Source organism: Oceanisphaera pacifica, assembly GCF_017498065.1.
GTDB lineage: Bacteria > Pseudomonadota > Gammaproteobacteria > Enterobacterales > Aeromonadaceae > Oceanimonas > Oceanimonas pacifica.
Map to the genome: position 1 here is coordinate 202155 of NZ_JAGDFX010000004.1, position 23878 is coordinate 226032.

Annotated in this window: 17 protein-coding genes; 11 read left to right on the plus strand and 6 right to left on the minus strand. The window is 47.7% G+C overall.

Annotation, left to right across the window (positions count from 1 at the left end; genetic code table 11):
* The first annotated feature begins 17 nt into the window (after positions 1-17).
* From cysK to J3U76_RS05030, 6 genes are all read left to right on the plus strand, one after another.
* The gene (cysK, locus tag J3U76_RS05005) at positions 18-986 is read left to right on the plus strand and encodes a cysteine synthase A (RefSeq protein WP_208004737.1); all 969 of its coding nucleotides are present in this window, start codon (positions 18-20) and stop codon (positions 984-986) included.
* Positions 987-1142: 156 nt separating this feature from the next.
* On the plus strand, positions 1143-1652 hold the full coding sequence (crr, locus tag J3U76_RS05010; RefSeq protein WP_208004738.1) for a PTS glucose transporter subunit IIA: 510 nt from the start codon (positions 1143-1145) through the stop codon (positions 1650-1652).
* A 34-nt stretch (positions 1653-1686) separates the two neighbouring features.
* Entirely contained in the window at positions 1687-1965 is a 279-nt protein-coding gene (locus J3U76_RS05015; RefSeq protein WP_208004739.1) for an HlyU family transcriptional regulator, read from the plus strand.
* Entirely contained in the window at positions 1943-4045 is a 2103-nt protein-coding gene (locus tag J3U76_RS05020; protein WP_243454078.1) for a tRNA(Met) cytidine acetyltransferase TmcA, read from the plus strand. The genes J3U76_RS05015 and J3U76_RS05020 overlap by 23 nt, the downstream gene beginning before the upstream one ends.
* 87 nt (positions 4046-4132) lie before the next feature.
* Positions 4133-5479 (plus strand): alanine/glycine:cation symporter family protein, encoded by a 1347-nt coding sequence (locus J3U76_RS05025; protein ID WP_208004740.1) that lies wholly within the window; start codon positions 4133-4135, stop codon positions 5477-5479.
* Positions 5480-5625: 146 nt separating this feature from the next.
* Positions 5626-6993 carry a D-serine ammonia-lyase gene (locus J3U76_RS05030; protein WP_208004741.1) on the plus strand — a complete coding sequence of 456 codons (1368 nt, stop codon included), beginning with the start codon at positions 5626-5628 and terminating at the stop codon, positions 6991-6993.
* A gap of 94 nt (positions 6994-7087) precedes the next feature.
* On the opposite strand, the gene J3U76_RS05035 is transcribed toward J3U76_RS05030, so the two are convergent.
* Positions 7088-7690: a transglycosylase SLT domain-containing protein gene (locus J3U76_RS05035; protein ID WP_208004742.1), complete on the minus strand. Its 603-nt coding sequence runs from the start codon at positions 7688-7690 to the stop codon at positions 7088-7090.
* 157 nt (positions 7691-7847) lie between these two features.
* Here J3U76_RS05035 and J3U76_RS05040 point away from each other — a divergent pair, with 157 nt between their 5' ends.
* Positions 7848-8159 (plus strand): monooxygenase, encoded by a 312-nt coding sequence (locus J3U76_RS05040; protein WP_208004743.1) that lies wholly within the window; start codon positions 7848-7850, stop codon positions 8157-8159.
* 90 nt (positions 8160-8249) lie between these two features.
* Here the strand turns inward: J3U76_RS05040 and J3U76_RS05045 are convergent, their stop codons facing one another.
* The 3 genes from J3U76_RS05045 to J3U76_RS05055 all read right to left on the minus strand — a co-directional run bounded on the left by J3U76_RS05045 (position 8250) and on the right by J3U76_RS05055 (position 11460).
* On the minus strand, positions 8250-9278 hold the full coding sequence (locus J3U76_RS05045) for a methionine synthase (protein WP_208004744.1): 1029 nt from the start codon (positions 9276-9278) through the stop codon (positions 8250-8252).
* Between the two features lie 26 nt (positions 9279-9304).
* Positions 9305-10282 (minus strand): DUF1852 domain-containing protein, encoded by a 978-nt coding sequence (locus J3U76_RS05050; protein WP_208004745.1) that lies wholly within the window; start codon positions 10280-10282, stop codon positions 9305-9307.
* 293 nt (positions 10283-10575) lie between these two features.
* Complete coding sequence (locus J3U76_RS05055) at positions 10576-11460, minus strand: LysR family transcriptional regulator (protein WP_208004746.1); 885 nt, start codon at positions 11458-11460, stop codon at positions 10576-10578.
* A gap of 332 nt (positions 11461-11792) precedes the next feature.
* Between J3U76_RS05055 and J3U76_RS05060 the strand changes: the two genes are divergently transcribed.
* The 4 genes from J3U76_RS05060 (at position 11793) to recD (ending at position 22224) form a co-directional block, all read left to right on the plus strand.
* A complete protein-coding gene (locus tag J3U76_RS05060) occupies positions 11793-12647 on the plus strand; it encodes a helix-turn-helix transcriptional regulator (RefSeq protein WP_208004747.1) in 855 nt (284 codons plus the stop codon).
* Positions 12648-12779: 132 nt separating this feature from the next.
* Entirely contained in the window at positions 12780-16286 is a 3507-nt protein-coding gene (recC, locus tag J3U76_RS05065) for an exodeoxyribonuclease V subunit gamma (protein ID WP_208004748.1), read from the plus strand.
* Positions 16283-20167 (plus strand): exodeoxyribonuclease V subunit beta, encoded by a 3885-nt coding sequence (recB, locus tag J3U76_RS05070; protein ID WP_208004749.1) that lies wholly within the window; start codon positions 16283-16285, stop codon positions 20165-20167. Before recC ends, recB begins: the two co-directional genes overlap by 4 nt.
* A complete protein-coding gene (gene recD / locus J3U76_RS05075) occupies positions 20164-22224 on the plus strand; it encodes an exodeoxyribonuclease V subunit alpha (RefSeq protein WP_208004750.1) in 2061 nt (686 codons plus the stop codon). Before recB ends, recD begins: the two co-directional genes overlap by 4 nt.
* Before the next feature lie 80 nt (positions 22225-22304).
* Here the strand turns inward: recD and pbpG are convergent, their stop codons facing one another.
* Both pbpG and J3U76_RS05085 read right to left on the minus strand, forming a co-directional pair.
* Entirely contained in the window at positions 22305-23243 is a 939-nt protein-coding gene (gene pbpG, locus J3U76_RS05080; RefSeq protein WP_208004765.1) for a D-alanyl-D-alanine endopeptidase, read from the minus strand.
* Between the two features lie 150 nt (positions 23244-23393).
* Positions 23394-23878 (minus strand): IS630 family transposase (locus J3U76_RS05085; protein WP_208004751.1); only part of this gene is annotated, 485 nt, incomplete at its 5' end.

The window sequence follows — 23878 nt, forward strand, 5'->3', positions numbered from 1 at the left end:
CGGTAGGGATAGTCACGATGAGCAAGATATTTGAAGATAACTCTTTAACCATTGGACGCACACCTCTGGTCAAATTAAACCGAGTTAGTAAGGGTCGCGTACTAGCAAAAATAGAAAGCCGTAACCCAAGCTTTAGCATAAAGTGCCGTATTGGTGCCAATATGATTTGGGATGCCGAAAAGCGCGGCGAACTTGTTCCTGGTAAAGAGCTTATTGAACCCACCAGTGGGAACACAGGTATTGCGTTGGCGTTTGTAGCAGCCTCTCGCGGCTATCCCATTACTCTCACCATGCCTAACACCATGAGTATAGAGCGCCGTAAGTTATTAAAAGCACTGGGTGCTAATTTAGTCCTTACTGAAGGGGCTAAAGGCATGAAAGGCGCAATCGATAAAGCCACAGAGTTAAGAGACTCTGCCCCTGAAAAATTTGTATTACTACAGCAGTTTAATAACCCTGCTAACCCAGAAATCCACGAAAAAACCACAGGCCCAGAGCTGTGGGAAGATACAGACGGTGACATTGACGTGTTTGTATCAGGCGTGGGCACAGGCGGTACCTTAACCGGCGTGTCTCGCTACATTAAAAATACTCAAGGTAAAGCCATTACCACCGTTGCCGTTGAGCCGGTGGAGTCTCCTGTTATCGCCCAAGCGTTGGCCGGCGAGTCATTAACGCCGGGGCCACATAAAATTCAGGGCATTGGCGCTGGCTTTATACCTGGCAACTTAGAGCTGTCTCTTGTAGACCGAGTTGAACAAGTCACCAGTGACGATGCCATTGAGATGGCGCGTCGCTTGATGAAAGAAGAAGGTATTTTAGCCGGTATTAGCTCTGGCGCAGCTGTTGTGGCCGCTAACCAACTAGCCGAGCTACCTGAGTTTGCCAACAAAACCATTGTGGTCATCTTGCCAAGCTCTGGTGAGCGCTATTTAAGCACTGCTTTGTTTCAAGGTGTGTTTACTGAGCAAGAGCTTAACGCATAGCAAGCTAGGCTAACGAGCTTGTACACAATAAAAGCGCAGACGGTATTATTACCGCCTGCGCTTTTGTCATCTGCTCTTGGTAAAACAAGGCTAAGTTTGGCGCTAATGGCGTGGCGCTGGTATCATCAGCATTAACTAATGCGAGGAGCAAATATAATGGGATTGTTCAATAAATTGAAGAGAATGGTATCTGACGACGTCGCAGATATCAGCAACATCACTATTTTTGCCCCGCTTTCAGGGGAGTTGGTTGCAATAGAAGATGTACCCGATGTAGTGTTTGCCGAAAAGATAGTCGGTGATGGTATAGCTATTAAGCCCAGCGGCAACATAATGGTGGCTCCGTGCGATGGAACTATTGGTAAAATTTTTGAAACCAATCATGCTTTTTCTATTGAGTCTGATTCGGGCATAGAGCTATTTGTACACTTTGGTATTGATACCGTTGAGCTAAAGGGAGAAGGCTTTACTCGCATTGCCGTAGAAGGTCAGCAGGTAAAAGCGGGGGATACTATTATTGAGTTTGATTTAGCCTTTCTTGAAGCCAATACCAAATCGACACTCACTCCCATTGTTATTTCTAATATGGATGAAATAAAAGAGCTCACTAAACACACCGGTGCCGTTAACGTCTCGGAAGACATCATACTTAGCGTCAAAAAATAATAGCGCTGCAATTTACTTCTATCTAGGTTACATCATGTTTAATTGGTTCAAACGCTTAGCTCAACCCAAAGTGGATAACCCCGCTCAGTTTGAGCCAGAATCGTACCAAGGCTTTACTATTTATCCCGAGCCTTTGGCAGAACATGGCCAGTTTCGTTTACATGGCCGCATAACCCAACAACATAATGGCGAACAACAAGAGTATCGCCTGATCCGTTCCGATCTGTTGCCTAGCGCAGAGCTCGCTGCTAGCTTAATGATAGATAAAGCTAAGCGCGTTATTGACGAAAATGGCGCTCGCCTCTTTGACTAACTGGCGCACTTGGCGCCAACAATTACAATACAATGGCCAACGGCGTTTACTGGTATTAGCTGGCACCCAAGAGTGGGCCATAGAGCAAGCGCATCATTTAATGCCCCATTCAGGCTCTTGCCAACTGTGGCTTGGCGAACAAGCACCAGCGACACACTCCAAAGCACTGGCGACGAATAAGTTTAAAAATGCCCTTGGCCAAGAATACGACAGCCTGATATTTAATGCCTTTAGTGGCTTACACCCAGACGCGTTAGGCGCCACAGCCGGCACCTTAAAGGCAGGCGGCGTCATGTTGCTATTATGCCCACCGCTAGCCCAATGGCCCGACTATGCTGACCCTGATTTAACGCGCTATGTGGCACAAGCCGAACAAGCGTTAGCGCTAGACAGCCGTTTTTTACGACGTTTTATACGCGAGTTACAACACAACAAGCAGGTTATTATCTGGCATCAAGGCCAGCCCTTTCCTGCCCTGCCCGCTCTGTTACAACCACTTAACTCACCACAAGGCTGCTCACAACAGGCTTGGCAACCAGTGCGCGATACAAAAGGATGCCTAAATCGCCAGCAGCGTCACGCTTTAGCCAATATATTGCACTGTGCCCGTACCCGCACACATATGGTATTAACAGCCGATCGTGGCCGAGGTAAATCCAGTCTTTTAGGGTTAGCGGCTCAGCGTTTACTGCAGTCTGGGTTAACGGTGTTGCTCAGTGCATCCAATCAAGATGCCCCCGCACAGGCATTTAAACACTGTGCCAGTCCACTGCGTTTTATGGCGCCTGATGCGCTGTTATCTGAGCAGCCTACTGCCGATATCTTACTCATTGACGAAGCAGCCGCCATTCCTGTGCCCATGCTCGTCACTCTTGCTCAACGTTATTGTTGTATTTTTGCCAGCACAGAGCACGGCTATGAGGGAACCGGTTTGGGATTTCAACTTAAGTTTCAGCCAAAGCTCAATGAGCTATCGCCCCATTGGCGAAAAGTGCACTTACATACACCGGCACGTTGGAGCCCACAAGACTCACTAGAGCCACTGATCTTTAACTTACTGGCTCTAAATGCCGAGCCGCAATCTCCTAGAGGATTAACAAAATCGGGGCTCAAAACCCAGTGGATAAGCCGCGCAACTTTGCTGGATAACGATGCCTTATTACAGCAGTTGTTTGGCTTGCTGACCTTGGCACATTATCAAACGCGCCCCAGCGATTTACGCCACTTATTAGATGCCCCCAACTTATTGCTAGCTGTGACCTTTCAAGGAAATCTGCCGATTGCCGTGGCGCTGCTGTGTGCCGAAGGGCCATTATCAGCAGCGCTTAGCCAAGGCGTTTGGCGTGGACAGCGTCGCCCCCGAGGCCATTTGCTGCCGCAATCTTTGGCGTTTCACGGTGGCTTAGCAACGGCCACACAATATAGTTATTATCGCATTATGCGCATTGTGGTGCACCCTCATAGCCAGCAACAGGGTCTGGGTAGTCAGCTATTAGCTTGGCTACAACAGCATTTGCCGCAAAAAACACACTGCGACTTTATCGGTACCAGCTTTGGCGCCAGTCCCTCGCTGCTCACTTTTTGGCAAAATAATGGTTTTAAAGCACTGCGCTTAGGCCAAAGTCGCGACGGCGTCAGCGGCTTGCATGCCATTATGATGCTCTGGCCCTGCTCGGCCTCGGCACAACAGATACTCTTTGATTGGCAAGGACAGTTTAGTGCTAACCTGCAGGCTTATCGTCAAGGTATCTGGCCTCGGGCATTAACGCCCATTTATCAGCAACTCAGCTTAGCGCCAGCCACCTATTCAGCTCAACAAGACCGTCTAATCGCCCATGATTTTGCCTTCTTTCACAGAGACTTACTCTGCGATCAGCCAGCACTGTTACGTTTTATTAAAAGGCAACCTTGGCCAAATAAATTAACAATTAACCAACAAAATATATTAACAGCGCTGCTCACGCCAGGAGCCAACCCTAGCCAAGTAGCCACGCACTATGGCCTCTCTGGTTACAAAACGGCAATATCACAATCGCGCAACATAATGCAACATTTCTTTAAAGCTCCATCTGAACCATAATTCACTTGTTATTTACATATAAAGTCAGCTAGGCTAACAGCGTAAAGCACGTATCACTTAATACTAGTTTGGTTAGGAGTATGGCATATGGAATGGCTTACTAATGCGTTAACCTCGATTAATGGGGTAGTTTGGGGAGTTCCTATGTTGGTGGGTATTTTGGGCCTAGGGCTCTACCTACAACTAGGTATGGGGTTAATGCCTATCCGCAAACTGGGTACAGGTTTTAAATTATTATTTAGTAAGGCAGAAGCAGGAAAAGGGGAAATCTCTCCTTTTAACGCACTGATGACCTCGCTCGCCGCCACCATAGGTACCGGTAATATTGCAGGGGTCGCCACCGCCATCTTCTTAGGTGGTCCGGGTGCGTTGTTTTGGATGTGGATGACCGCATTGGTGGGCATGGCGACTAAGTATGCCGAAGCCGTGTGTGCAGTTAACTTTCGTGAAACCGACGAAAAAGGCAACCACGTTGGTGGGCCTATGTACTACATCAAAAATGGCCTGAGTAAAAAATGGGCTTGGCTAGGGGTGGCATTTGCGCTATTTGGCGGTATTGCTGGCTTTGGTATTGGTAACACAGTACAGGCCAACTCAGTGGCCGACGCGCTAGAATCCTCTTTTGGCTTTTCGCACGGTGTGACCGGCTTAGTATTAATGGTGTTAGTCGGCTTAGTGTTAATTGGCGGTATTCGCTGGATCTCTGAGGTAGCCGGTAAATTAGTGCCGTTAATGACAGTGGCCTATTTTGTATCTGGCATAGTGGTATTGGGGATGAATGCCCCTGAGCTGCCCAGCGCGTTAGCATTAATTTTTGAGCACGCCTTTACACCGGTTGCCGCCCAAGGTGGTTTTGCTGGTGCAGCGGTATGGATGGCAATTCGCTTTGGTGTGGCACGAGGGGTTTTCTCAAATGAGGCCGGTCTGGGTAGTGCGCCTATTGCTCATGCTGCTGCCAAAACTGATGACCCGGTACGCCAAGGCTTAATAGCCATGCTAGGGACCTTTATAGATACCATAGTGGTGTGTTCAATTACCGGCTTGGCTATTGTGGTTACCGGTAGCTGGAGCAGTGGTGAAACGGGAGCCTCGTTAACCGCCCTCGCCTTTTCTATGGCGATTCCAGGAGGCGAATACATCGTATCTTTGGCGTTAGCCGTGTTTGCTTTTACCACTATCTTGGGTTGGAGTTTCTATGGCGAGAAATGTGTACAGTTCTTATTTGGTGTAAAAGCCATAGTGCCATTTCGTGTAGCTTGGGTACTGGCTCTGCCAATTGGTGCCACTCAATCACTGGAATTTATCTGGCTACTAGCAGATACGCTTAACGCCATGATGGCCATTCCAAACTTGATTGCATTAGCCTTATTAAGCCCAGTAGTGTTTCGCTTAACCAAGGAATACTTTGCCAAGCAAGCCCAAGCAAAGTCTTAATCTAACAAGTCAATATGACAAAGTGATTCAGAGTCACACCTAAATAAAAAGGGAGTAAGCTCAAGCTTACTCCCTTTTTATGATCTTTTTTCACGCGAGAACCTGATATACTCATTGCATAATCTGCTCATCATTCGGGGTTAAGCATGATACCAACTTATCCGCACTACAATAAACAGGCCATTAGTGAGCTTTGCCTTAACAAGCCCCTAGTTAATGAATTAATAGCACTCAAACCTGTCAGCTGGTTTAATCCCGAGCGCCAGCCCGCAGAGCAGGCACTGGCTGTGGTCGGGTTAACCGCCGACGACGTCGATGCAGCTAGCCGACGCTTAGCGCGTTTTGCCAACTACTTTCAGGCCGCCTTTCCCGAAACAGTCTCTAGCCAGGGTTTATTAGAATCCCCTTTGCAGGCGATTCCTGCTATGCAGCGCACTCTGAATCGCCAATATCAGCAAACATTAACGGGACAACTTTGGATAAAGCTGGATAACCAGCTGCCTATTTCGGGATCCATTAAAGCCAGAGGCGGTATTTATGAAGTGTTACAGCATGCCGAAAAGCTGGCGTTAAAAGCCGGCTTACTGCAACGCACAGATGATTACGCGAAACTACACAGCGAGTCCTTTAAGACGTTTTTTAGTCAATATAGCATTGCTGTTGGCTCTACCGGTAACCTCGGTTTATCGATTGGTATGATAAGCGCTAAACTTGGTTTTAATACCAGCGTGCATATGTCAGCTGATGCTCGCCAGTGGAAAAAAGATAAACTACGCGAACAGGGCGTGACTGTGGTGGAGTATGAAAGTGATTACTCAGTTGCCGTGGCCCAAGGCCGAGAGCAGGCCAAAGGCGATCCTTACTGTCACTTTGTGGATGATGAACACTCAATACAGCTCTTTTTAGGTTATGCCGTTGCCGGCCTTCGTCTTAAAACACAATTAGAGCAGCAAAAAATTAAGGTGGATCGCAATCACCCCTTATTCGTCTACTTACCCTGTGGCGTAGGCGGCGGCCCTGGCGGTGTAGCCTTTGGGTTAAAGCTGGCGTTTGGCGATGCGGTACACTGTATCTTTGCCGAGCCCACCCACTCCCCTTGCATGTTATTGGGCGTTTACAGTGGGTTACACGAGCGCATATCAGTACAAGATATCGGCCTAGATAATATCACTACCGCCGATGGGCTAGCCGTAGGCCGCGCCTCTGGTTTTGTGGGGCGCACTATGTCTCCTATGCTAGATGGCTTTTACACCCTAAGTGATAATGACATGCTCACTTTGTTAGGCCAGCTAAATGAGCAAGAGCATATTCAGTTAGAGCCCTCAGCTCTAGCCGGTATGCCCGGCCCATGGCGAGTTATTCAAGATAACGATTATTTACAGCGCTTAGGGCTTAGCCCAGAGAGGCTGGCTAATGCTCATCACTTAGTATGGGCCACTGGCGGCGGCATGGTGCCAGAAAAAGAAATGCAACAATATTTAGCGCAAGCCGCTGCTCTGGCTAGTGAAGAGTAAAAGGGTAAGGAAACAGGCTTAAGGCGCAGTGTTTTCTTTAGTTCTCGAGTTATCTCGTCCTCTTCACCCATTACACTTCACTCTTCACGGAGCTTTACCAAAACCAGCCTTTGTTTAAGTCATCTTTGCACTGCCAATATTGATTAGCATAACGTTTGGCGCGAGCATCCACTTTGCGCGCCACTTTTAATAACCAACCCTTGCGCTTATGGGTGCCTCGGCGATAGCCACCCCAGCCATCGTGGTAATTCAAATACTGACCATTGGCATCCCACTTAGACACGCCATTAATTTTACTGGTTTTACTCATATACCAGCCCATAAAGTCCATGGCATCGTCAAAGTTACTGCGGCTGGCCCAGCCATTACCGCTTTCCCGCTGATAATCAGCCCAGGTCATTTTTTTAGCTTGCGCATAGCCATAAGCATCTGATGCGCGGCCATAAGGGATAAATAAAAAGTAGCGCATCGGCGGCTGAGCATCATGTTTAAAGCTGCTTTCTTGATACATCATCGCCATGGTGACATGCACGGGCGCCCCCCACTTCTCACGGGCTTTTTTCGCCGACTTATGCCAACTTTTATGCTCTTTAAAAATGGCGCAAATATTTTCAGGATTACGCGGCGGTGAAGCTGCACAGCTGCTAAGCAACAGTGTCGCCAGCAAGCAGGCAGAGATTTTGAGCGTTGGGGTCATGATGCTGACTCATTTAAGGAACAGTTAAGGTAAATAGTGCCTGTTCATTTGAAAAACTTCCAGATAGCTCCCATTTTAAACAGCGAGTATAGGGTGTAATAGACGGCTAAATACCATTCATATCTAGCTGCTGCTTAATATTAAAGGAAACGTCTTTATGGCCGTTGTATTGCAAATTGACTTTACTTTTCCCGTTCACATGATGGGTGAGGCGCTAACCCAAGGCGCACAACAGCTTGCGCACTCCATTAACGAAGAACCGGGCTTTATTTCTAAAATTTGGACGGAAAATACCCACACCGCGCGGGCCGGAGGTATCTATATTTTTACCACCCAAGCACTGGCTCAGCGCTACGCAAGTATGCATACCGAGCGTGTAGCGGCCATGGGCGCAACTGATATTAAAGCCAATATTTTTGATATTAATACTGAGCTGACTGATATTAACCACGGACACTATCAAAAATAGCCCTAAACTCCTTACCAAGAAGCATTGGCTTATTAACGAAAAAAGCGCCCACTAAGTGAGCGCTTACATGCTTGATAAGGCTTTAAAGTTTTAAGCGGATAATTCTTTTCTAATAATAGCCGCACCCGCACTCAGTGCATTTAGCTTGCCTCTGGCCACTTCACGAGATAAAGGAGCCATGCCGCAGTTAGTGCAGGGATAAAGCTTATCCGCATCAACAAACTGCAAGGCTTTGCGCAGCGTATCAGCGACTTCCTCTGGCGTTTCAATGCGATTATCAGCCACATCTATCGCCCCAACCATGACCTTTTTACCGCGGATCAGCTCCAATAAATCCATAGGCACATGAGAGTTGTGGCACTCTAAGGAAATAATATCAATTTTAGATTGCTGTAACTTAGGAAATGCCTCTTCGTATTGTCTCCACTCCGAGCCCAAGGTCTTTTTCCAATCGGTATTCGCTTTAATGCCGTAGCCGTAGCAAATATGTACCGCGGTTTCACACTTAAGTCCTTCAATGGCACGCTCTAGCGTGGCAATACCCCAAGCATTCACATCATCAAAAAATACATTAAAGGCCGGCTCATCAAACTGAATAATGTCGACCCCTGCCGCTTCTAGCTCTTTTGCCTCTTCATTAAGTATTTTGGCAAATTCCCAAGCCAGCTGTTCGCGACTTTTATAATGATCATCATACAGGGTATCAATCATGGTCATGGGGCCTGGCAATGCCCACTTAATTGGCTTGTCAGTTTGCTGGCGTAAAAACCTTGCATCTTCCACAAATACCGACTTTTGACGACTCACCGGCCCCACAACTGTTGGCACGCTCGCATCATAACGATCGCGAATTTTAACGGTTTTACGGTTCTCAAAATCGACCCCATTAAGATGCTCAATAAAGGTAGTAACAAAGTGTTGGCGGGTTTGTTCACCGTCACTCACAATGTCAATATCGGCATTCGCTTGCTCTTGCAACGACACTCGCAATGCATCTTGTTTGCCGGCAATCAGTGCTTCGCCTTCTAACTTCCAAGGTGACCACAGTTTCTCTGGCTCTGCTAACCAAGACGGTTTAGGCAGGCTACCTGCCGTTGAAGTGGGTAATAATTTTGTCATTGTAAATACCATTTAATCCAAATTAATTATACAGCGTAATTTGCTGACCATTTCTCAAGCGTCGCTAGATAGGGCTTAATAAAGTACTCTTCGGTAAATTTACCCTGTTTAATCGCTAACTTACCGCGCTCTTCTCGGTCATAAACAATTTTTGTTAAAGAGTGATCTGGGTTATTAATGCTTGGTTTATAGCACTGGCCTGCTGGCGCATTAGCATTATAAATTTCGGGACGATAAATTTTCTGGAACGTTTCCATGGTACTAATGTTACTGATCAGCTCAAGGTTAGTGTAATCGTTTAACAAGTCACCAAAAAAGTAAAAAGCCAAGGGCGCAACACTATTAGGCGGCATAAAATAACGTACATCTAAGCCCATTTTCTTGAAATATTGTTCCGTTAAAGAAGACTCGTTGGGCTGATACTCTACTCCTAATATAGGGTGCTCATTTTCAGTTTTATGATAGGTTTTGTTATCCGATACACTTAAGCAAATAACCGGTGGTTTGTTAAAGTTTTGTTTGTAACTATTTGAATCAACAAAGTATTTAAACATCTTGCCATGCAAGTCACCAAAGCCTTCTGGGATACTAAAATTGGCTTGGTTTTTATTATGCTCTAGCAACAACACACTAAAATCGTAATCGCGCACATAAGATGAAAAGTTATTGCCAACCATGCCTTCAATACGCTGATTGGTTTTATGATCAACAATGTAGGTTTTTAATATTTCTATGGTCGGAAAAGCATCGCCATTGCCCTCTACATCCATATCGACCGATACAATTTCTAGCTCAACTGAATAACGATCCCCTTTAGGGTTATCCCACTGCGCCAAGGCATTAAACCGATTGTTAATGGTTCTTAGGGTATTGCGCAAGTTCTCTTGACGGCTTTCCCCTCTGGCCAAGTTGGCAAAGTTAGTGGTGGCACGGCTGTTGTCTGACGGGTGGTAGTTTTCATCAAAGGCAATGCTGCTGATCGTAAATTGAAAGTTGTTACTCATCGTATCGGGTATCCCATCGGCTAAGGTTAAATCTAAATTTGTTGTAGCTCTTCTGGGCTTGATGACCTTGATTAACGAGAAGTCCAGATGTCTAGAGCTAAGCTATGAGTATGTTATATCGCGCCCATTGCATGAACAAAAATGATTTAATTTCATCAATACATGAGTAAGTCTCATCAATAGCCAGTTCCGTTATCCGCCAAGCACGATACGTAAAGCAACGAGCGTCTGTTTTAATATAAGGCGTACAGCGTTACACGTGCCGCTTCCCAAAGGGATGGGCGCGGCCTTGGTTACCTAATGGTTTGCGCTAAAGTGACAAAATCTTGCAAATAGCTAACTTGCTCCTCGCCCTTGCGTACGCCTAAAAAGATCTGTTTATTAATGCCACTTTCACCAAAGCGCAGGCTTTTAATGTTCATGGTGCTGGCAAACTCATCCACCAGCCAGCCCGGCAAGGCGCTCACCCCTCGACCCGCCGCCACCATCTGCAACATAATCTCTGTGGTTTCTATGGTCTTATGCTGCTTAACCGTGCACTTCGCTGGGTTTAAAAACTGGCTGTAAATATCTAACCGCTCCGGCTCAACAGGGTAGCTAAATAGCACCTCATCACTGAGTTGTTCAGGCATGACATGATCTTGCGCAGCTAAAGGGTGAGATGACGAGACCACCAGCCGGTGCTCATAATCAAACACGGGTATAAATATTAAATTCGGCTTATATAAGGGATCCGGTGTCACCAACATATCTATCTCATAGTTATGCAAAGCCCCCAACCCGCCAAATTGAAACTCTTGCTTAACGTCAATATCAACACTGGGCCACTTTTCAAGATAGGGCTCAATGACTTTTAATAACCACTGATAACAAGGGTGGCACTCCATGCCCACCCGCAATGATCCCATCTCACCTTTTGCCATTTGTGATAATAACAATTCGGTGTGTTTAAACTGCGGCAACACCCGATTGGCCAACGTTAAAATTTGCTCACCGGCATGGGTCAGGCGCAAGCTTCGCCCCTCTTTTTTCCACACCGGCGTTTTAAGTAAGCCTTCTAGCTTTTTAATGCTATGGCTTAATGCCGACTGAGATAAGTTTAGCGTTTCTGCCGCCTGCGTTAAGGTGCCCTGCTCTTTTATTGCCGCCAATACTTCAAGATGAAACCGCTCTAACATCACAACTCTCGCTTTTTAACACTCAATACAATGAGTAATATTCATAACTAATATAATAACAGAGTATGGTTTTCATCATTTAAAAGCCATTCATGACGTCATGACTGACGCATTCTTAGTTTTCACATGCCACATTCTTACGTTTAACCCTAAAGATGCAAATCATTTGATTCTAATAATAAAAGTTAAAATCAACAATTGATATTAATTTGGTTGGTTTTTAATACTTAATAGGTCATAGTAATGGCATATTTTATTAAGGGCGTTAGCTAAACCAAGGGGTAACCGGCCATTAATACACAGCAAGCTCACCAGAGGCAGCATTGAGCCACATGGAAAAACACCTCACTATAATCGACTTTTATCTCACCTTTTTTGGTCGCTTACGTCGGGCTGATTTAATGCTGCATGGCGAAATGAGTGTGGCAACCGCGTCTCGGGCCTTGTCTGAATATCGTGAGCAGTTTCCTGATAGCATCAATTACGATGCTCGTTTAAAAACCTATTTTGCAGCCGATGATTTTGTACCCGCATTTAGCCACAGCGCACAAGATGCACTTAATGTGATCGCTCATGGAACCATAGAACGCTTTATAGGTGAGCTGCAAAAAGCCGATTTATCCACACTGCCCACCTTGTCGAGTCACTTAGCACTCAATCAAGCCCAAAGCCTAACCACTATTAGTCAGATTACCAAAGCACTTACCTTAGCCACCCCGCTTGATATTCATTATTACTCGGCCAGTTCTGAGTCTAAGGTACGGTGCGTCTATCCCTTGGCCATTTTTGAAGCCACAGGCACTTGGTATTTTCGCGGTTATGACGTAGATAAAGCCGACTTTCGAATATTTCGTTTTAGTCGCGTCTTATCAGCCAAGCAGACCAAGCTTAGTGTTATGGTGCCCCCCGATAAAGACTGGCAGCAATACGTGACCCTAACGTTGATGCCGCATCCTAAGCACACTCATCCAGCAGCGCTAAAAATGGATTTAGGTTTGGTTGATAAACCCGTGTGTAATATCAGCACGCGCAAAGCATTAGCCGGATTTTCCCTGCGTTCTTTGCGAGTCGATGCTTCTTTACAAGGGGTGTTATCGCCGATTGAATATCCGCTTTATCTGGCTAATCGCCATGAATTATTAACCCTAGCGTCTATGGCCATAGCGCCTGGCTTTAATGCCACTTAACAACAAATACATACACCATCGGCCAGCGGTTGCAGCTGCTATTAGTCTGAAATTTGTCTTAGCTTATCAATTATTACTGACGGCTATCGTTGCTTTATCCCGCTCTTGACCTTTATAAATGAGGAATTTCTTATGCTTTCGCCTTTATCTCCAGGCTTTATGGTATTGCAAGGCAACCGCTTAGAAGACTTGCGAGAAGTGGCCGTACATTGGCTGGCCCAGCACCCTTTGGGCCCATTAGAAGATGAATGTATCTTGGTGCAAAGTAACGGCATGGCCCAATGGCTAAAAATGGCCTTAGCCACTAACTCGCAAGGTAAAGGCATAGCCGCGGCACTCAATGTACAACTGCCGGGGCGCTTTATTTGGCAAGCTTATCGGTCGGTGTTTGCCGAGCTCCCCACCAGCTCGCCCTTTGATAAAACGCCCTTAACTTGGCGCATCTATCGCTTATTGGGAGATTGGCCAAGCCTACAAGCAAGCCTTGGCGATCAGGCCGAGGCGTTAGGTCCGTTGGCCGGATTTTTAACCGCCGATCAAGACCCTCGTCGGCGCTATCAATTAGCGGCCAATTTGTCGGATCTCTACGATCAATATCAGTTGTACCGTGCCGATTGGTTAACTGCGTGGGAAGCCGATCAAGATATTATTATTACCGCCACCGGCCAGCGCCAACCATTAGCCCCAGAGCAGCGTTGGCAAGCCTGTTTATGGCGGGTACTCAGTCAAGATATTCATAGTGAACTGGCCACGCAAACCGACAGTCCTTGGGCGACCGCCAGCCGTGCTTTGGTGCATCAGCAATTTATTAAAGAATGCCAACAATATAGCCCAGAGCAGCGCCCCGCCGATTTACCACGTCGCGTGATAGTGTTTAGCATTGCCTCTTTGCCCCGCCAAACGCTGGAGTTATTACAAGCTATCGCTCAGTTTACCCAAGTAATGGTGTTTGCCACTAATCCCAGCCAACATTACTGGGGAGATTTAATTGAAGGCAAGTCGCTGCTTAAGCAAGAATATAAACGCATTGCTGAGCGTAAAACGCCTGCCAATTTAAACTTGGAAGATTTGCATGCCTATGGTCATCCATTATTAGCTTCTTGGGGTAAACAAGGCCGCGACTTTTTACACCTGCTTGATGAGCACGATCAGCCCGACAGCTATCGCCAACACTTTAATCAACAAAAAATAGACTTGTTTAGCGAACCCGGTGACGGCTGCCTATTACATCAGTTGCAATCCGATATTCTCAATTTATGCCCACTCACCGAGCGTCAAGCGCAGCACACAACAATTAACCCTGAGCAAGATAACAGCCTGCAATTTATGGTGGCACATAGCGCCCAGCGCGAAGTTGAGATCTTACACGATCAACTGCTAGCCAGCTTTGCCAAAGCAAAGGCAAAAGGCGAGGTACTCAATCCACGGGATATTCTGGTGATGGTGCCAGATATCAATATCTATGCCCCGCATATTCAGGCAGTGTTTGGTCGCTATTTATCCAGTAACGATGACGCTAACTCGCCTCGGGATCCACGATATTTGCCATTTCATATTTCTGATCAAAGCCAGCGCGGCCAAAATACCCTCTTAATTGCCCTTGAAAAGTTGCTGCACTTACCTCAATCGCGTTTTACCGTTAGCGAGTTATCTGATCTGCTGGATACGCCAGCATTACGCGCGCGCTTTGGTATTAATGAAGCCGACTTACCCACTTTGCGCCATTGGATCCACGGAGCCAATATTCGCTGGGGACTCAACGCCGCTCAGCGCCAGCAATTACAGCTCCCTCCTTTAGAGCAAAACACCTGGCTATTTGGTTTACAGCGCATGTTGCTAGGTTTTGCGGTGGGCAATCATGCCAGCTGGCAAGGCATTGAACCTTACGAAGAAGTTGCAGGTCTAGACGCTGCATTAGTAGGTCCGCTCGCCTTATTATTAGATGCCTTACAACAGGCGCAGCAGCAACTGCTAGCCGAGCACACCCCCACCGCTTGGCTTGAGATCATCGAGCGTTTAGTGGCAGATTTTTTTGTGGAAACCAGCCAAGCCGACAGCTGGGCTATCACTAACTTAGAGATGCAGCTAGAAAGTTTGCAAACCAGCTGGCAAGAAGGCGGCTTGAGCGAGCAATTATTGCCCATTGAGGTGGTGCGAGAAGAATTACTCAATGGCCTAGATGCCCCCACGCTCACCCAAAAATTCTTGGGCGGCTCCATTAACTTTGCCACCCTAATGCCAATGCGCGCCATTCCCTTTCAGCAGCTATGGCTGCTGGGCATGAACGATGGCGATTATCCGCGCAATGTGCGCCCCGCCGACTTCGATTTAATGGCGCTAGATTATCGCCCCGGCGATCGCTCACGCCGTGAAGACGATCGTTATTTATTTTTAGAAGCCCTGCTCTCTACTCGTCAGCGGTTAGTCATCAGTTGGGTGGGCCGAGATATTCGCGATAATACCGAACGCCCGCCGTCGGTTATCGTTAACCAACTTAGGGACCACATTCACGCCGGTTGGCAATTAGCCCCCGAGGCCGCAACGTCTTCCGAAAACGACGTATTAAGTGCTCTCACCACAGCGCACCCATTGCAGCCTTTTAGTCAGCGCTATTTTGAACAAGACCGTGATCCACGCCTGTTTACCTATGCTAAAGAGTGGCGCGCCTTGCATACCCAGCCACAACAACCAGCGGCTCCCAAAGAGTTAGCCCCTTGGCAACCTCAAGCTACCATTACACTGCGCGATCTCAGCCGTTTTTTACGTCACCCATCCATGTACTTTTATCAGCATCGTTTAGGTATTCAGTGGTTTGATAATAATCAAGAAATTGAAGATAACGAGCTATTCAGCACCAGCGGCCTCGACAGTTGGAAGTTAAGACAACAACTGATAGAACGCGTAACCGCAGAGCTTATCCAGCAGCCCGAGCTTGCTATTACTGATAGCCTAAATCAGAACTTAGCGCGTTTACAGCGCGCCGGCAGCTTGCCCATGATGCCATTTGCCGCGCTAGTACAAACGGCACTAAGCGATGAATTAACGCCGCCCCTCACTGAATACCAACAAGGGCTGGCCGACTACTCACAGCGATTACCCCTAGCAGTACAACAGCTCAGCATGGGAGCGTTAACGCTTAATGATGGATTGGCAGATATTCGTCATAATGGCGAGGGAAAATTCGTGCGCCTGATCATGCAAGCCAGCAACTTACACTCAGGTCAAAGCTATAAATATGAGCACTTAATACGCCAGTGGCCCGCCCATGTATTTGCGCAATTATGCCAAGGCGTAGAAACCCATTTATTCGGCCCCAACACCCATATTATTTTGCCATCCATGACATCTGAGGCAGCTCAAACACTGTTGTTAGATATGTTATCGGCTTATCAAGCCGGCATGGATCAATTGCTGCCCCTGCCCTGCAAAACGGCGTTTGCCTCCCTAGTGGCTTCGGCAAAGCCGCAAGAGGTCTATGAAGGCGGATACAGCACGTCAGATTATGAAAACCGTGGCGAGCTGGCCGATATCCCCCCCTTACAACAAACATGGCCCGATTATCACAGCCTCACTCAGGATATGCGTTTTATGGACTTTGCCCGTTTACTCTATCAGCCTTTAGTGGAGACCACATTATGAGCTCAGCGCAAACCACAGCAACGACACCTAAGGTGGCACAGCTTGATCCATTAACCTTTCCGTTATTTGGTAGCCGTTTAATTGAGGCCAGTGCCGGCACAGGTAAAACCTTTACCTTGGCACTGTTATATGTGCGGCTCATTTTAGGCCAAAGCAATAATCAATGTGGCTTTCAGCGCCCGCTTATTCCTAAAGAAATTTTAGTGGTGACCTTTACCGAACTAGCTGCGGGCGAGTTGCGGGATCGCATTCGCGCACGATTAGTTGATGCCGCCGATTACTTTAAACAGCCCGAGCTTGCCCAAGACCCCTTGTTAGTCGCGCTGCGCCAAGATTACCCCGAACCAGAATGGCCACGTTGCGCTTGGCGTTTACAAATGGCCGCCGAAAGCATGGACGAAGCCAGTGTATCCACCATTCATAGCTGGTGTAACCGTATGTTAGTGGAGCATACCTTTGATACTCGAGGCTTGTTTAATCGAGAGTTAGTTACCGACAGCAGTGAACGCTTAACTGAAGTAGTAGAAGACTATTGGCGCGTGCATTTTTACGGGCTCAGCCGAGGGGAGGCCAGCGCCGTGCTGGATGCGTTTACCTCGCCAAGCAAACTAGAGGCGGCATTAACTGACCTTATTAAACCCACCAGCCAAGGTATTAGCTTTATAGGCCAGCCACTCAAGGCGCAACCCCAGTTAGTTGATAGCACTTTACAGCAATGGGCAGATCACCAAGCTCAGGTAGAACAAAAGTTGGCCGAGGTGCGCGCCGCATGGGCAGAGCGCTGGCAAGAGATACGTGAGCATTTAATCGCCTTGCAACCTGGGCTGAATAAAACATCTTTTAAGCCCGAGCAATTTCCTGACGTCTTAGCAGACATTGCCGCCTGGCTCAACGGCCAAGGGCCAGAGCCTGCCAAGCTGCACCACTTTGCTCCCGATGCGTTAAAAATTAATAAAAAAGCCGCTATCAAGCAATTAGCACCTTGGCCTGCATTTGATCGGGTAAGTGAATTAAACGCACTGCGCAACGCAGAACAGCCTGAATTGCCGATAAATGTCGCTATTTTAGCTGACGCCGCCTTATGGGTTAAAACCGAGTTTCAAAAGCGCATGCACCAAGATGCACAAATGGGCTTTGACGATCTTTTAATACAGCTTGAACAAGCGCTCGATCCCAACCATTCTGGTGAGCATGCTTTGTCGTTAGCCGCTACTTTAGGGCGCAACTTTCCGGTTGCCATGATCGATGAGTTTCAAGACACGGATCCCATTCAGTTTTCAATATTTGACCGCATTTATCAGGTAGCCAACACCCCTGATGAGCAAGGCATTTTTATGATCGGCGATCCTAAGCAGTCGATCTATGGCTTTCGCGGTGCGGATATTCATACTTATTTACAAGTGCGTGACGCCACTGCAGGTCGTCATTACACCCTAAAGAAAAACTTTCGCTCTACCCAAGGCGTGGTGGATGCCTGTAATGCGTTCTTTAACCATGCCGAACAACAACCTCAGGCGGCTTTTCGTTATCAAAATGATGAAGCCACAGAAAATCCCATTCCCTTTATTCCGGTAGACGCCCAAGGCCGAAATGAGCAGCTGTTTCTCGATCAAAAAGCCGCCGCTCCCATGACTCTTTGGTACTTTAGCAATGAGGAAGAAAACACGCCCCTGAGTATGGGAGTGTTTCGTGAACATGCCGCCAAGGTCGCGGCCAGTCAGATCAGCGAATGGCTAAACAGCGCCGCTACCAATAAAGCCGGTTTTGGTGAGCAAGATATAGAACGCGCGCTGGCCCCAGGTGATATTGCGATATTAGTGAGAACCAGTAAAGAAGCCACTTTGATCACAGAAGCGCTTAACCAGCGCAATATTCCCAGCGTCTTTTTATCGGATCGCGAAGCCTTATTAGCCAGCCCAGAAGCTGCTGATGTATTACATTGGTTACGCGCTTGTGCCGAGCCTAACGACGAACAATTAGTAAAAGCCGCCTTAGGCACCTACACCTTAGGCTTATCACTTCACCAACTGGCGCACTGGCAAGAAGATGAATTAGCGTGGGAGGCACAAATGCAGCAGTTTAGCCGCTGGCAACGCATTTGGCGCCAACAAGGTATTTTGGTGATGCTGCAACGCCTAATGGCCCATTACCAGCTACCCGCACGCTTGTTAGCCCAAGCCAAAGGCGAACGTAGCCTCACTAACTTGTTGCATTTGGGCGAGTGGTTACAACAAACTGCCAGCCAAATAGACGGCGAACAGGCTTTAATTCGCCACCTCTACGAACACTTAGGCGAAGACGATCAACAACTTTTATTGCGCCTAGAAAGTGATGCGCATCGGGTTAAAATTATCACCATTCATAAGTCTAAAGGCTTAGAGTTTCCCTTGGTGTTATTGCCGTTTATTAGCACTTGGAAAAATATTGATGGCAAGCAAAAACAGGTGCCCTACCAACTAGAGGCTGGTATTTATACGGAAGTCTCCGATACAAAACGCTTCCCAAAAGCGTGGACGATCGCCAACAGCGAGCGCATTAACGAAGACTTACGCCTGTTATATGTAGCGCTCACCCGCGCCAGCCACGCACTCTGGTTAGGTATCGCTCCTTTAGGCACCACTAAAAACGTGCAACTAGAACGATCCGCACTGGGCCATGTACTGAATGGCGGCCAGAAATTTAACGATGTTGAAGCGGTATGGCAAGCGCTAAAAGAGCTAGCCGAGCATCCGGCGATTTGCTTAATCTCCGCCCCCAAGGCACACGACTTAGTAGCGCCCAAGCTTAACGAGCAACCTTTAGAAGACGCCCTTGCTGCCCCTACATTAGGCAATTTAAATAATTGGTGGATAGCCAGTTATTCAGCGCTGCAATTTACAGGACAGTCACCAGATGCCTCGCTTGTATCAGCGCACAGCTTACAGCCAGATGAGCCCACCAGCGCTCAAGAAGATCAATTACTTGAATTAAGTCAGCCCAAAGTCGATGACGCCCACGCATTGCATTTAACAACGCCTTTATATTCAGCCATTCAAGAGCACGCTGCCAGCAATGACTTTATGCATCAATTTCCTCGGGGCCCTAAGTGGGGGACCTTTTTGCATGGCTTATTAGAATGGGCCGCCGTGGCGCGGGGCACTCAGCCCGACACCCAACACTTAACCGGTTTTATCGCGGCCATAGAAGATAATGCAGGCCGAGAGGCGCTGATCGCCAGTCGCTGCAAACTGCGTAATATTGAAGAGCTAGCCGCACCGTTAAGTGCCTGGCTAAAAGACTTTTTACTGCAATCTTGGTCCTGTACCGGCTTTGCGCTCAGCGACTTAACCCCTAAGCATATAGCCGTAGAATTAGAGTTTTTAATTGAAGTGCATGGCGTCAATGCCATTAGCCTTGATAACTTAGTGCGTCCTTACACCGTTAAAGGGGCCACTGCGCCACAGGCAAAAGGCAACCAGCTAAATGGCATGCTTAAAGGTTTTATTGACTTGGTGGCCGAACAAGATGGCCAATATTATGTGATTGACTGGAAGTCGAATTACTTAGGCCCCAACGACCAAGACTACAGCCAAGATGCCCTGCAAAAAGCCATTCTCGAACACAGATACGATCTGCAATATCTGCTGTATATTTTGGCCCTACACCGACAACTAACGGCTCGCTTACCCGATTACGACTACGACCAGCATGTAGGCGGCGCTTTATATGTATTTTTACGAGGTTGGCAGGCCCCTAACCAAGGCATATTTCACGACAAACCGCCCAAAGCCTTAATTGAAGCCCTAGATTCTTTGTTTAGTCACAGCCCTGAGCAGGTAAACAGCCCTGAGCTAAGTAACAGCCCCGAGCTTAGCCATACCACAAAAGGAGTGAGCTTATGACCACAACCTCAACCCCATTGCCCATACCCGCAATGCTGAGTCAGCTAGCCACCTGGGTAGAACTTGGGGCACTACGCAGCTTAGATTTAGCACTTACCCGCTTTATTGACCAGCAAGCGCCCAATAGCAGTGAGTTGCTTCTATTATCAGTCGCCTTAGTCAGTGAGCGTAACGCCCACGGCCATGTTTGCTTAGACTTAACAGCAGCGCTGGCTCAGCCTGCATTATTATTATCCACAATCCATAATATGGCCGATGGGGTAAGCGAGCACCAAGCGCGCGAAGAGCTGAGCGCCCATTTGGCCCACCTTGATATCAAGCATTGGCTGGCCGAGTTAAGCGCCAGCAATGTGGTAGAAAACCAACTCAAAGACCGCGCTTCGCCACACAGCGAGCACAATAACACGCCACTGGTTTTAGCTGGCAGCCCCGAGCGACCCTTACTGTATTTGCGTCGCTACTGGCTTTATGAACAACGCATTAAGCACTCCCTTAGCCAGCGCTTAGCTAAGCAAGTCATACTGCCTCATGCGGCGACCCAAACTTTACTGGCCGCCCTGTTTGCACCCAGCACATCGGCTGACAATACCACAGCGCGCGCCACCGACTGGCAAAAAGTGGCCTGTTTATTAGCCGCCCGCAGTCATTTTTCCATCATTACCGGAGGCCCCGGCACCGGTAAAACCACCACAGTGGTTAAGCTATTGGCGTTACTGCAAGGCCTGCGTATCACCAATCAAGAATCACCCTTGCACATTCACCTAGCCGCGCCAACGGGTAAAGCGGCGGCCAGACTCAGTGAGTCCATTGCCGGCAGCGTGGCCAAACTGCCATTACCTCACGAGCTGGCAGAATCGGTGCGCAGCCATATTCCCACTGAGGTGACCACTTTGCATCGCCTGCTAGGCAGTTTACCCAACACTCGTCATTTTCGTCATCATGCCAGCAACCCCTTAATCACCGATCTGGTAGTGGTGGATGAGGCTTCCATGATGGACGTAGAAATGATGGCCAATTTAGTCGATGCACTTCCCGAGCACGCCCGACTCATTTTATTGGGCGATAAAGATCAATTAGCCTCAGTAGAAGCCGGCTCTATTTTAGGCGACTTATGCCAAACCGCCGATGCCGCTCACTATACCCCCAAGACCCAAGCTTGGATAAAACAGCTGAGCAACGAAGATATCGCCGAGTCGTTTATTGACCCTCAAGGCAGCGCCTTACAACAGGCCACCTGTATGCTACGCCACAGTTATCGTTTTAGTGCTCATCCTGGCATCGGCCAGCTGGCCACCTTAGTTAACTCCGGACAAGCAACGCCTTCATCCCTCAACAATACGGTAAAACAAGCACCTCAAAGCTTAAATAGCCTAACGCTGTCGGCGGCCAATAATCAGTTTTTTATGGATCTCACTCCCCTAACACGACTGGCGGTGAGCGGTTATCAGGCTTATTTAACTAAGGCCAAACAGCCTCCTCAACTCACCAAGGATCCCGATGCCAACCTAGGCGCCTTAAACGCGTGGGCACTGGAGGTATTTGCCGAACATAATCAATTTCAACTGCTTAGCGCCGTGCGCCAAGGCACGGTAGGCATTGATAACTTAAATCAAGAAATTGCCAAGGCATTGCAACAGAAAAACTTACTTCCTCAAGGCGACGCCATCTGGTATGCCGGTCGCCCTTTATTAGTGACGCGCAACGACTACAGCTTAAAGTTAATGAATGGCGATATTGGTATTTGTTTATACTGGCCAGACGTTGGCTTAAGAGTGGCCTTTCCTGATGGCGAACAAGGCATTCGCTGGGTGCTACCCAGCCGGCTACAAGGGGTAGAAACCGTGTTTGCCATGACAGTACACAAGTCTCAAGGCTCAGAGTTTACTCACACCGCCCTCGTCTTGCCCGACTATGGCAATCCGGTATTAACGAAAGAGTTAATTTATACCGGCATTACTCGCTCTAAAGAAAAATTCACCTTAATACACAGCAAAGACGCCGTGTTACAGCAAGCACTACATAGCCGAGTAACACGCGCCAGTGGCTTAAGGGCTTAGCCCCTAACACTTATTATTAGGCGCTGTTATACGGCGCCTAATAAACATTTCTAATTTAACAATAAAATATCCGCCACACCTTATTGCTGGCTGAGCAATGAAGCCTGCTCTTTACGCTCTTGCTGTTTGGCTTTTTTATAATTCAGCGCCGCAACCGGCACCGGCGTTATCGCCCCTGTTTCTAACCACTTCTTTAACCGATTGGCATCGGCAATATGGGTATACTTACCAAAGGCATCCAACACCACAAATGCCACCGGGCGCGCATTCATTTCGGTGACCATCACCAAACAATGCCCCGCTTTATTGGTAAATCCGGTTTTACTGAGCTCAATCTGCCAATTATCCTTACGCACTAAATAATTGGTATTGCGAAAGTTCAGGCTATAACGAGGCTTGCTAAACACCATAGTCTGCTTGCCTAGGGTGCTAAACTTGCGGATAAGCGGATAATCGTTAGCCGCACTCAGCAATAATACCAAGTCTTGCGCGCTAGACACATTATGTTCAGACAGTCCCGTTGGCTCAATAAAAGCACTGTCTAGCATGCCCAAAGCTTGGGCTTTTTCATTCATCGCTTTAATAAACGCCTGATAGCCCCCCTGATAATGGTGTGCCAAACTGGTCGCCGCTCTGTTTTCGGATGCCATTAAGGTGATCAGCAATAGATCATGACGGCTTAAGGTACTGCCCAAACGCACCCGAGAAAACACGCCATCCATATCTGCATTATCACTGATCACAATCGCTAACTGCTCTTTAAGAGATTGCTCTGCGTCTAACACCACCATAGCCGTGAGCAACTTAGTAATCGAAGCAACGGGCGCAACAAAATCTGCATTATCAGCATACAGCACCTCATTGGTTTCTAAGTCCACCAAAAGTGCACTGCCAGCGGCCAAGCTTTGCTCAACACTGGGCTGTTTCACCGGTACATCCGCAGCATAAGCATGACTAATAGCCGTGCCCAGCAAGAGGCTGCAGGCCAGAATAAAGGGATTAATTAATTTAGATATCATCACAAACAGTACTCAAATTGGTTAGTTTACAGTATTGATTCACAAGCTTCGCTTTTAAAATTTACAGATAACCAATAAATTAGATTGAACAAGTTGTCTGTTTTTCATGTAGTTAGGCTTAACCTCTGCCTGTGATACCATTCTGTAAAATTAACTGGTCAGATTTATCCACTCTCTGGAGCACATTTGTGTCACGCGTTCGGCACTTTCAATAAAGGTGTTCCAGGCCTCGCAGACGCTGCTCATGATGTCTTCATAATTTTTAAAAACGCGATTGGCAAGACAGTGCTGACGCATCCAACTCCACACTTGTTCTATCGCGTTTAATTCAGGTGAATACGGTGGCAATTTAATGATACTGACATTCTCAAATTCGGCTGCAATGTCATCGGTATGCCAGCCTGCACCATCCATTATCACTACCGCATGCCGGTCTGGCTCAGTAATGTCAGCGATCTGTTGTAGATGGAGCCGCATGGCTTCTTTGTTCGTCCATGGAACCACAATGGCTTGGCCTATTCCTCTGCCTGGACAGACGGAGCCGAAGAGATAGGCATATTCAAACTGCTGCTGACGGACTACTCGGGGACGTGTGCCTGTTCTAGCCCACAGTCGAGTGGTGGTATTTTGCTGGC

Coding starts and splice junctions, on each gene's coding strand:
- cysK (WP_208004737.1), top strand. CDS start 18: ATGAGCAAGATATTTGAAGATAACTCTTTAACCATTGGACGCACACCT.
- crr (WP_208004738.1), top strand. CDS start 1,143: ATGGGATTGTTCAATAAATTGAAGAGAATGGTATCTGACGACGTCGCA.
- J3U76_RS05015 (WP_208004739.1), top strand. CDS start 1,687: ATGTTTAATTGGTTCAAACGCTTAGCTCAACCCAAAGTGGATAACCCC.
- J3U76_RS05020 (WP_243454078.1), top strand. CDS start 1,943: ATGGCGCTCGCCTCTTTGACTAACTGGCGCACTTGGCGCCAACAATTA.
- J3U76_RS05025 (WP_208004740.1), top strand. CDS start 4,133: ATGGAATGGCTTACTAATGCGTTAACCTCGATTAATGGGGTAGTTTGG.
- J3U76_RS05030 (WP_208004741.1), top strand. CDS start 5,626: ATGATACCAACTTATCCGCACTACAATAAACAGGCCATTAGTGAGCTT.
- J3U76_RS05035 (WP_208004742.1), bottom strand. CDS start 7,690: ATGACCCCAACGCTCAAAATCTCTGCCTGCTTGCTGGCGACACTGTTG.
- J3U76_RS05040 (WP_208004743.1), top strand. CDS start 7,848: ATGGCCGTTGTATTGCAAATTGACTTTACTTTTCCCGTTCACATGATG.
- J3U76_RS05045 (WP_208004744.1), bottom strand. CDS start 9,278: ATGACAAAATTATTACCCACTTCAACGGCAGGTAGCCTGCCTAAACCG.
- J3U76_RS05050 (WP_208004745.1), bottom strand. CDS start 10,282: ATGAGTAACAACTTTCAATTTACGATCAGCAGCATTGCCTTTGATGAA.
- J3U76_RS05055 (WP_208004746.1), bottom strand. CDS start 11,460: ATGTTAGAGCGGTTTCATCTTGAAGTATTGGCGGCAATAAAAGAGCAG.
- J3U76_RS05060 (WP_208004747.1), top strand. CDS start 11,793: ATGGAAAAACACCTCACTATAATCGACTTTTATCTCACCTTTTTTGGT.
- recC (WP_208004748.1), top strand. CDS start 12,780: ATGCTTTCGCCTTTATCTCCAGGCTTTATGGTATTGCAAGGCAACCGC.
- recB (WP_208004749.1), top strand. CDS start 16,283: ATGAGCTCAGCGCAAACCACAGCAACGACACCTAAGGTGGCACAGCTT.
- recD (WP_208004750.1), top strand. CDS start 20,164: ATGACCACAACCTCAACCCCATTGCCCATACCCGCAATGCTGAGTCAG.
- pbpG (WP_208004765.1), bottom strand. CDS start 23,243: ATGATATCTAAATTAATTAATCCCTTTATTCTGGCCTGCAGCCTCTTG.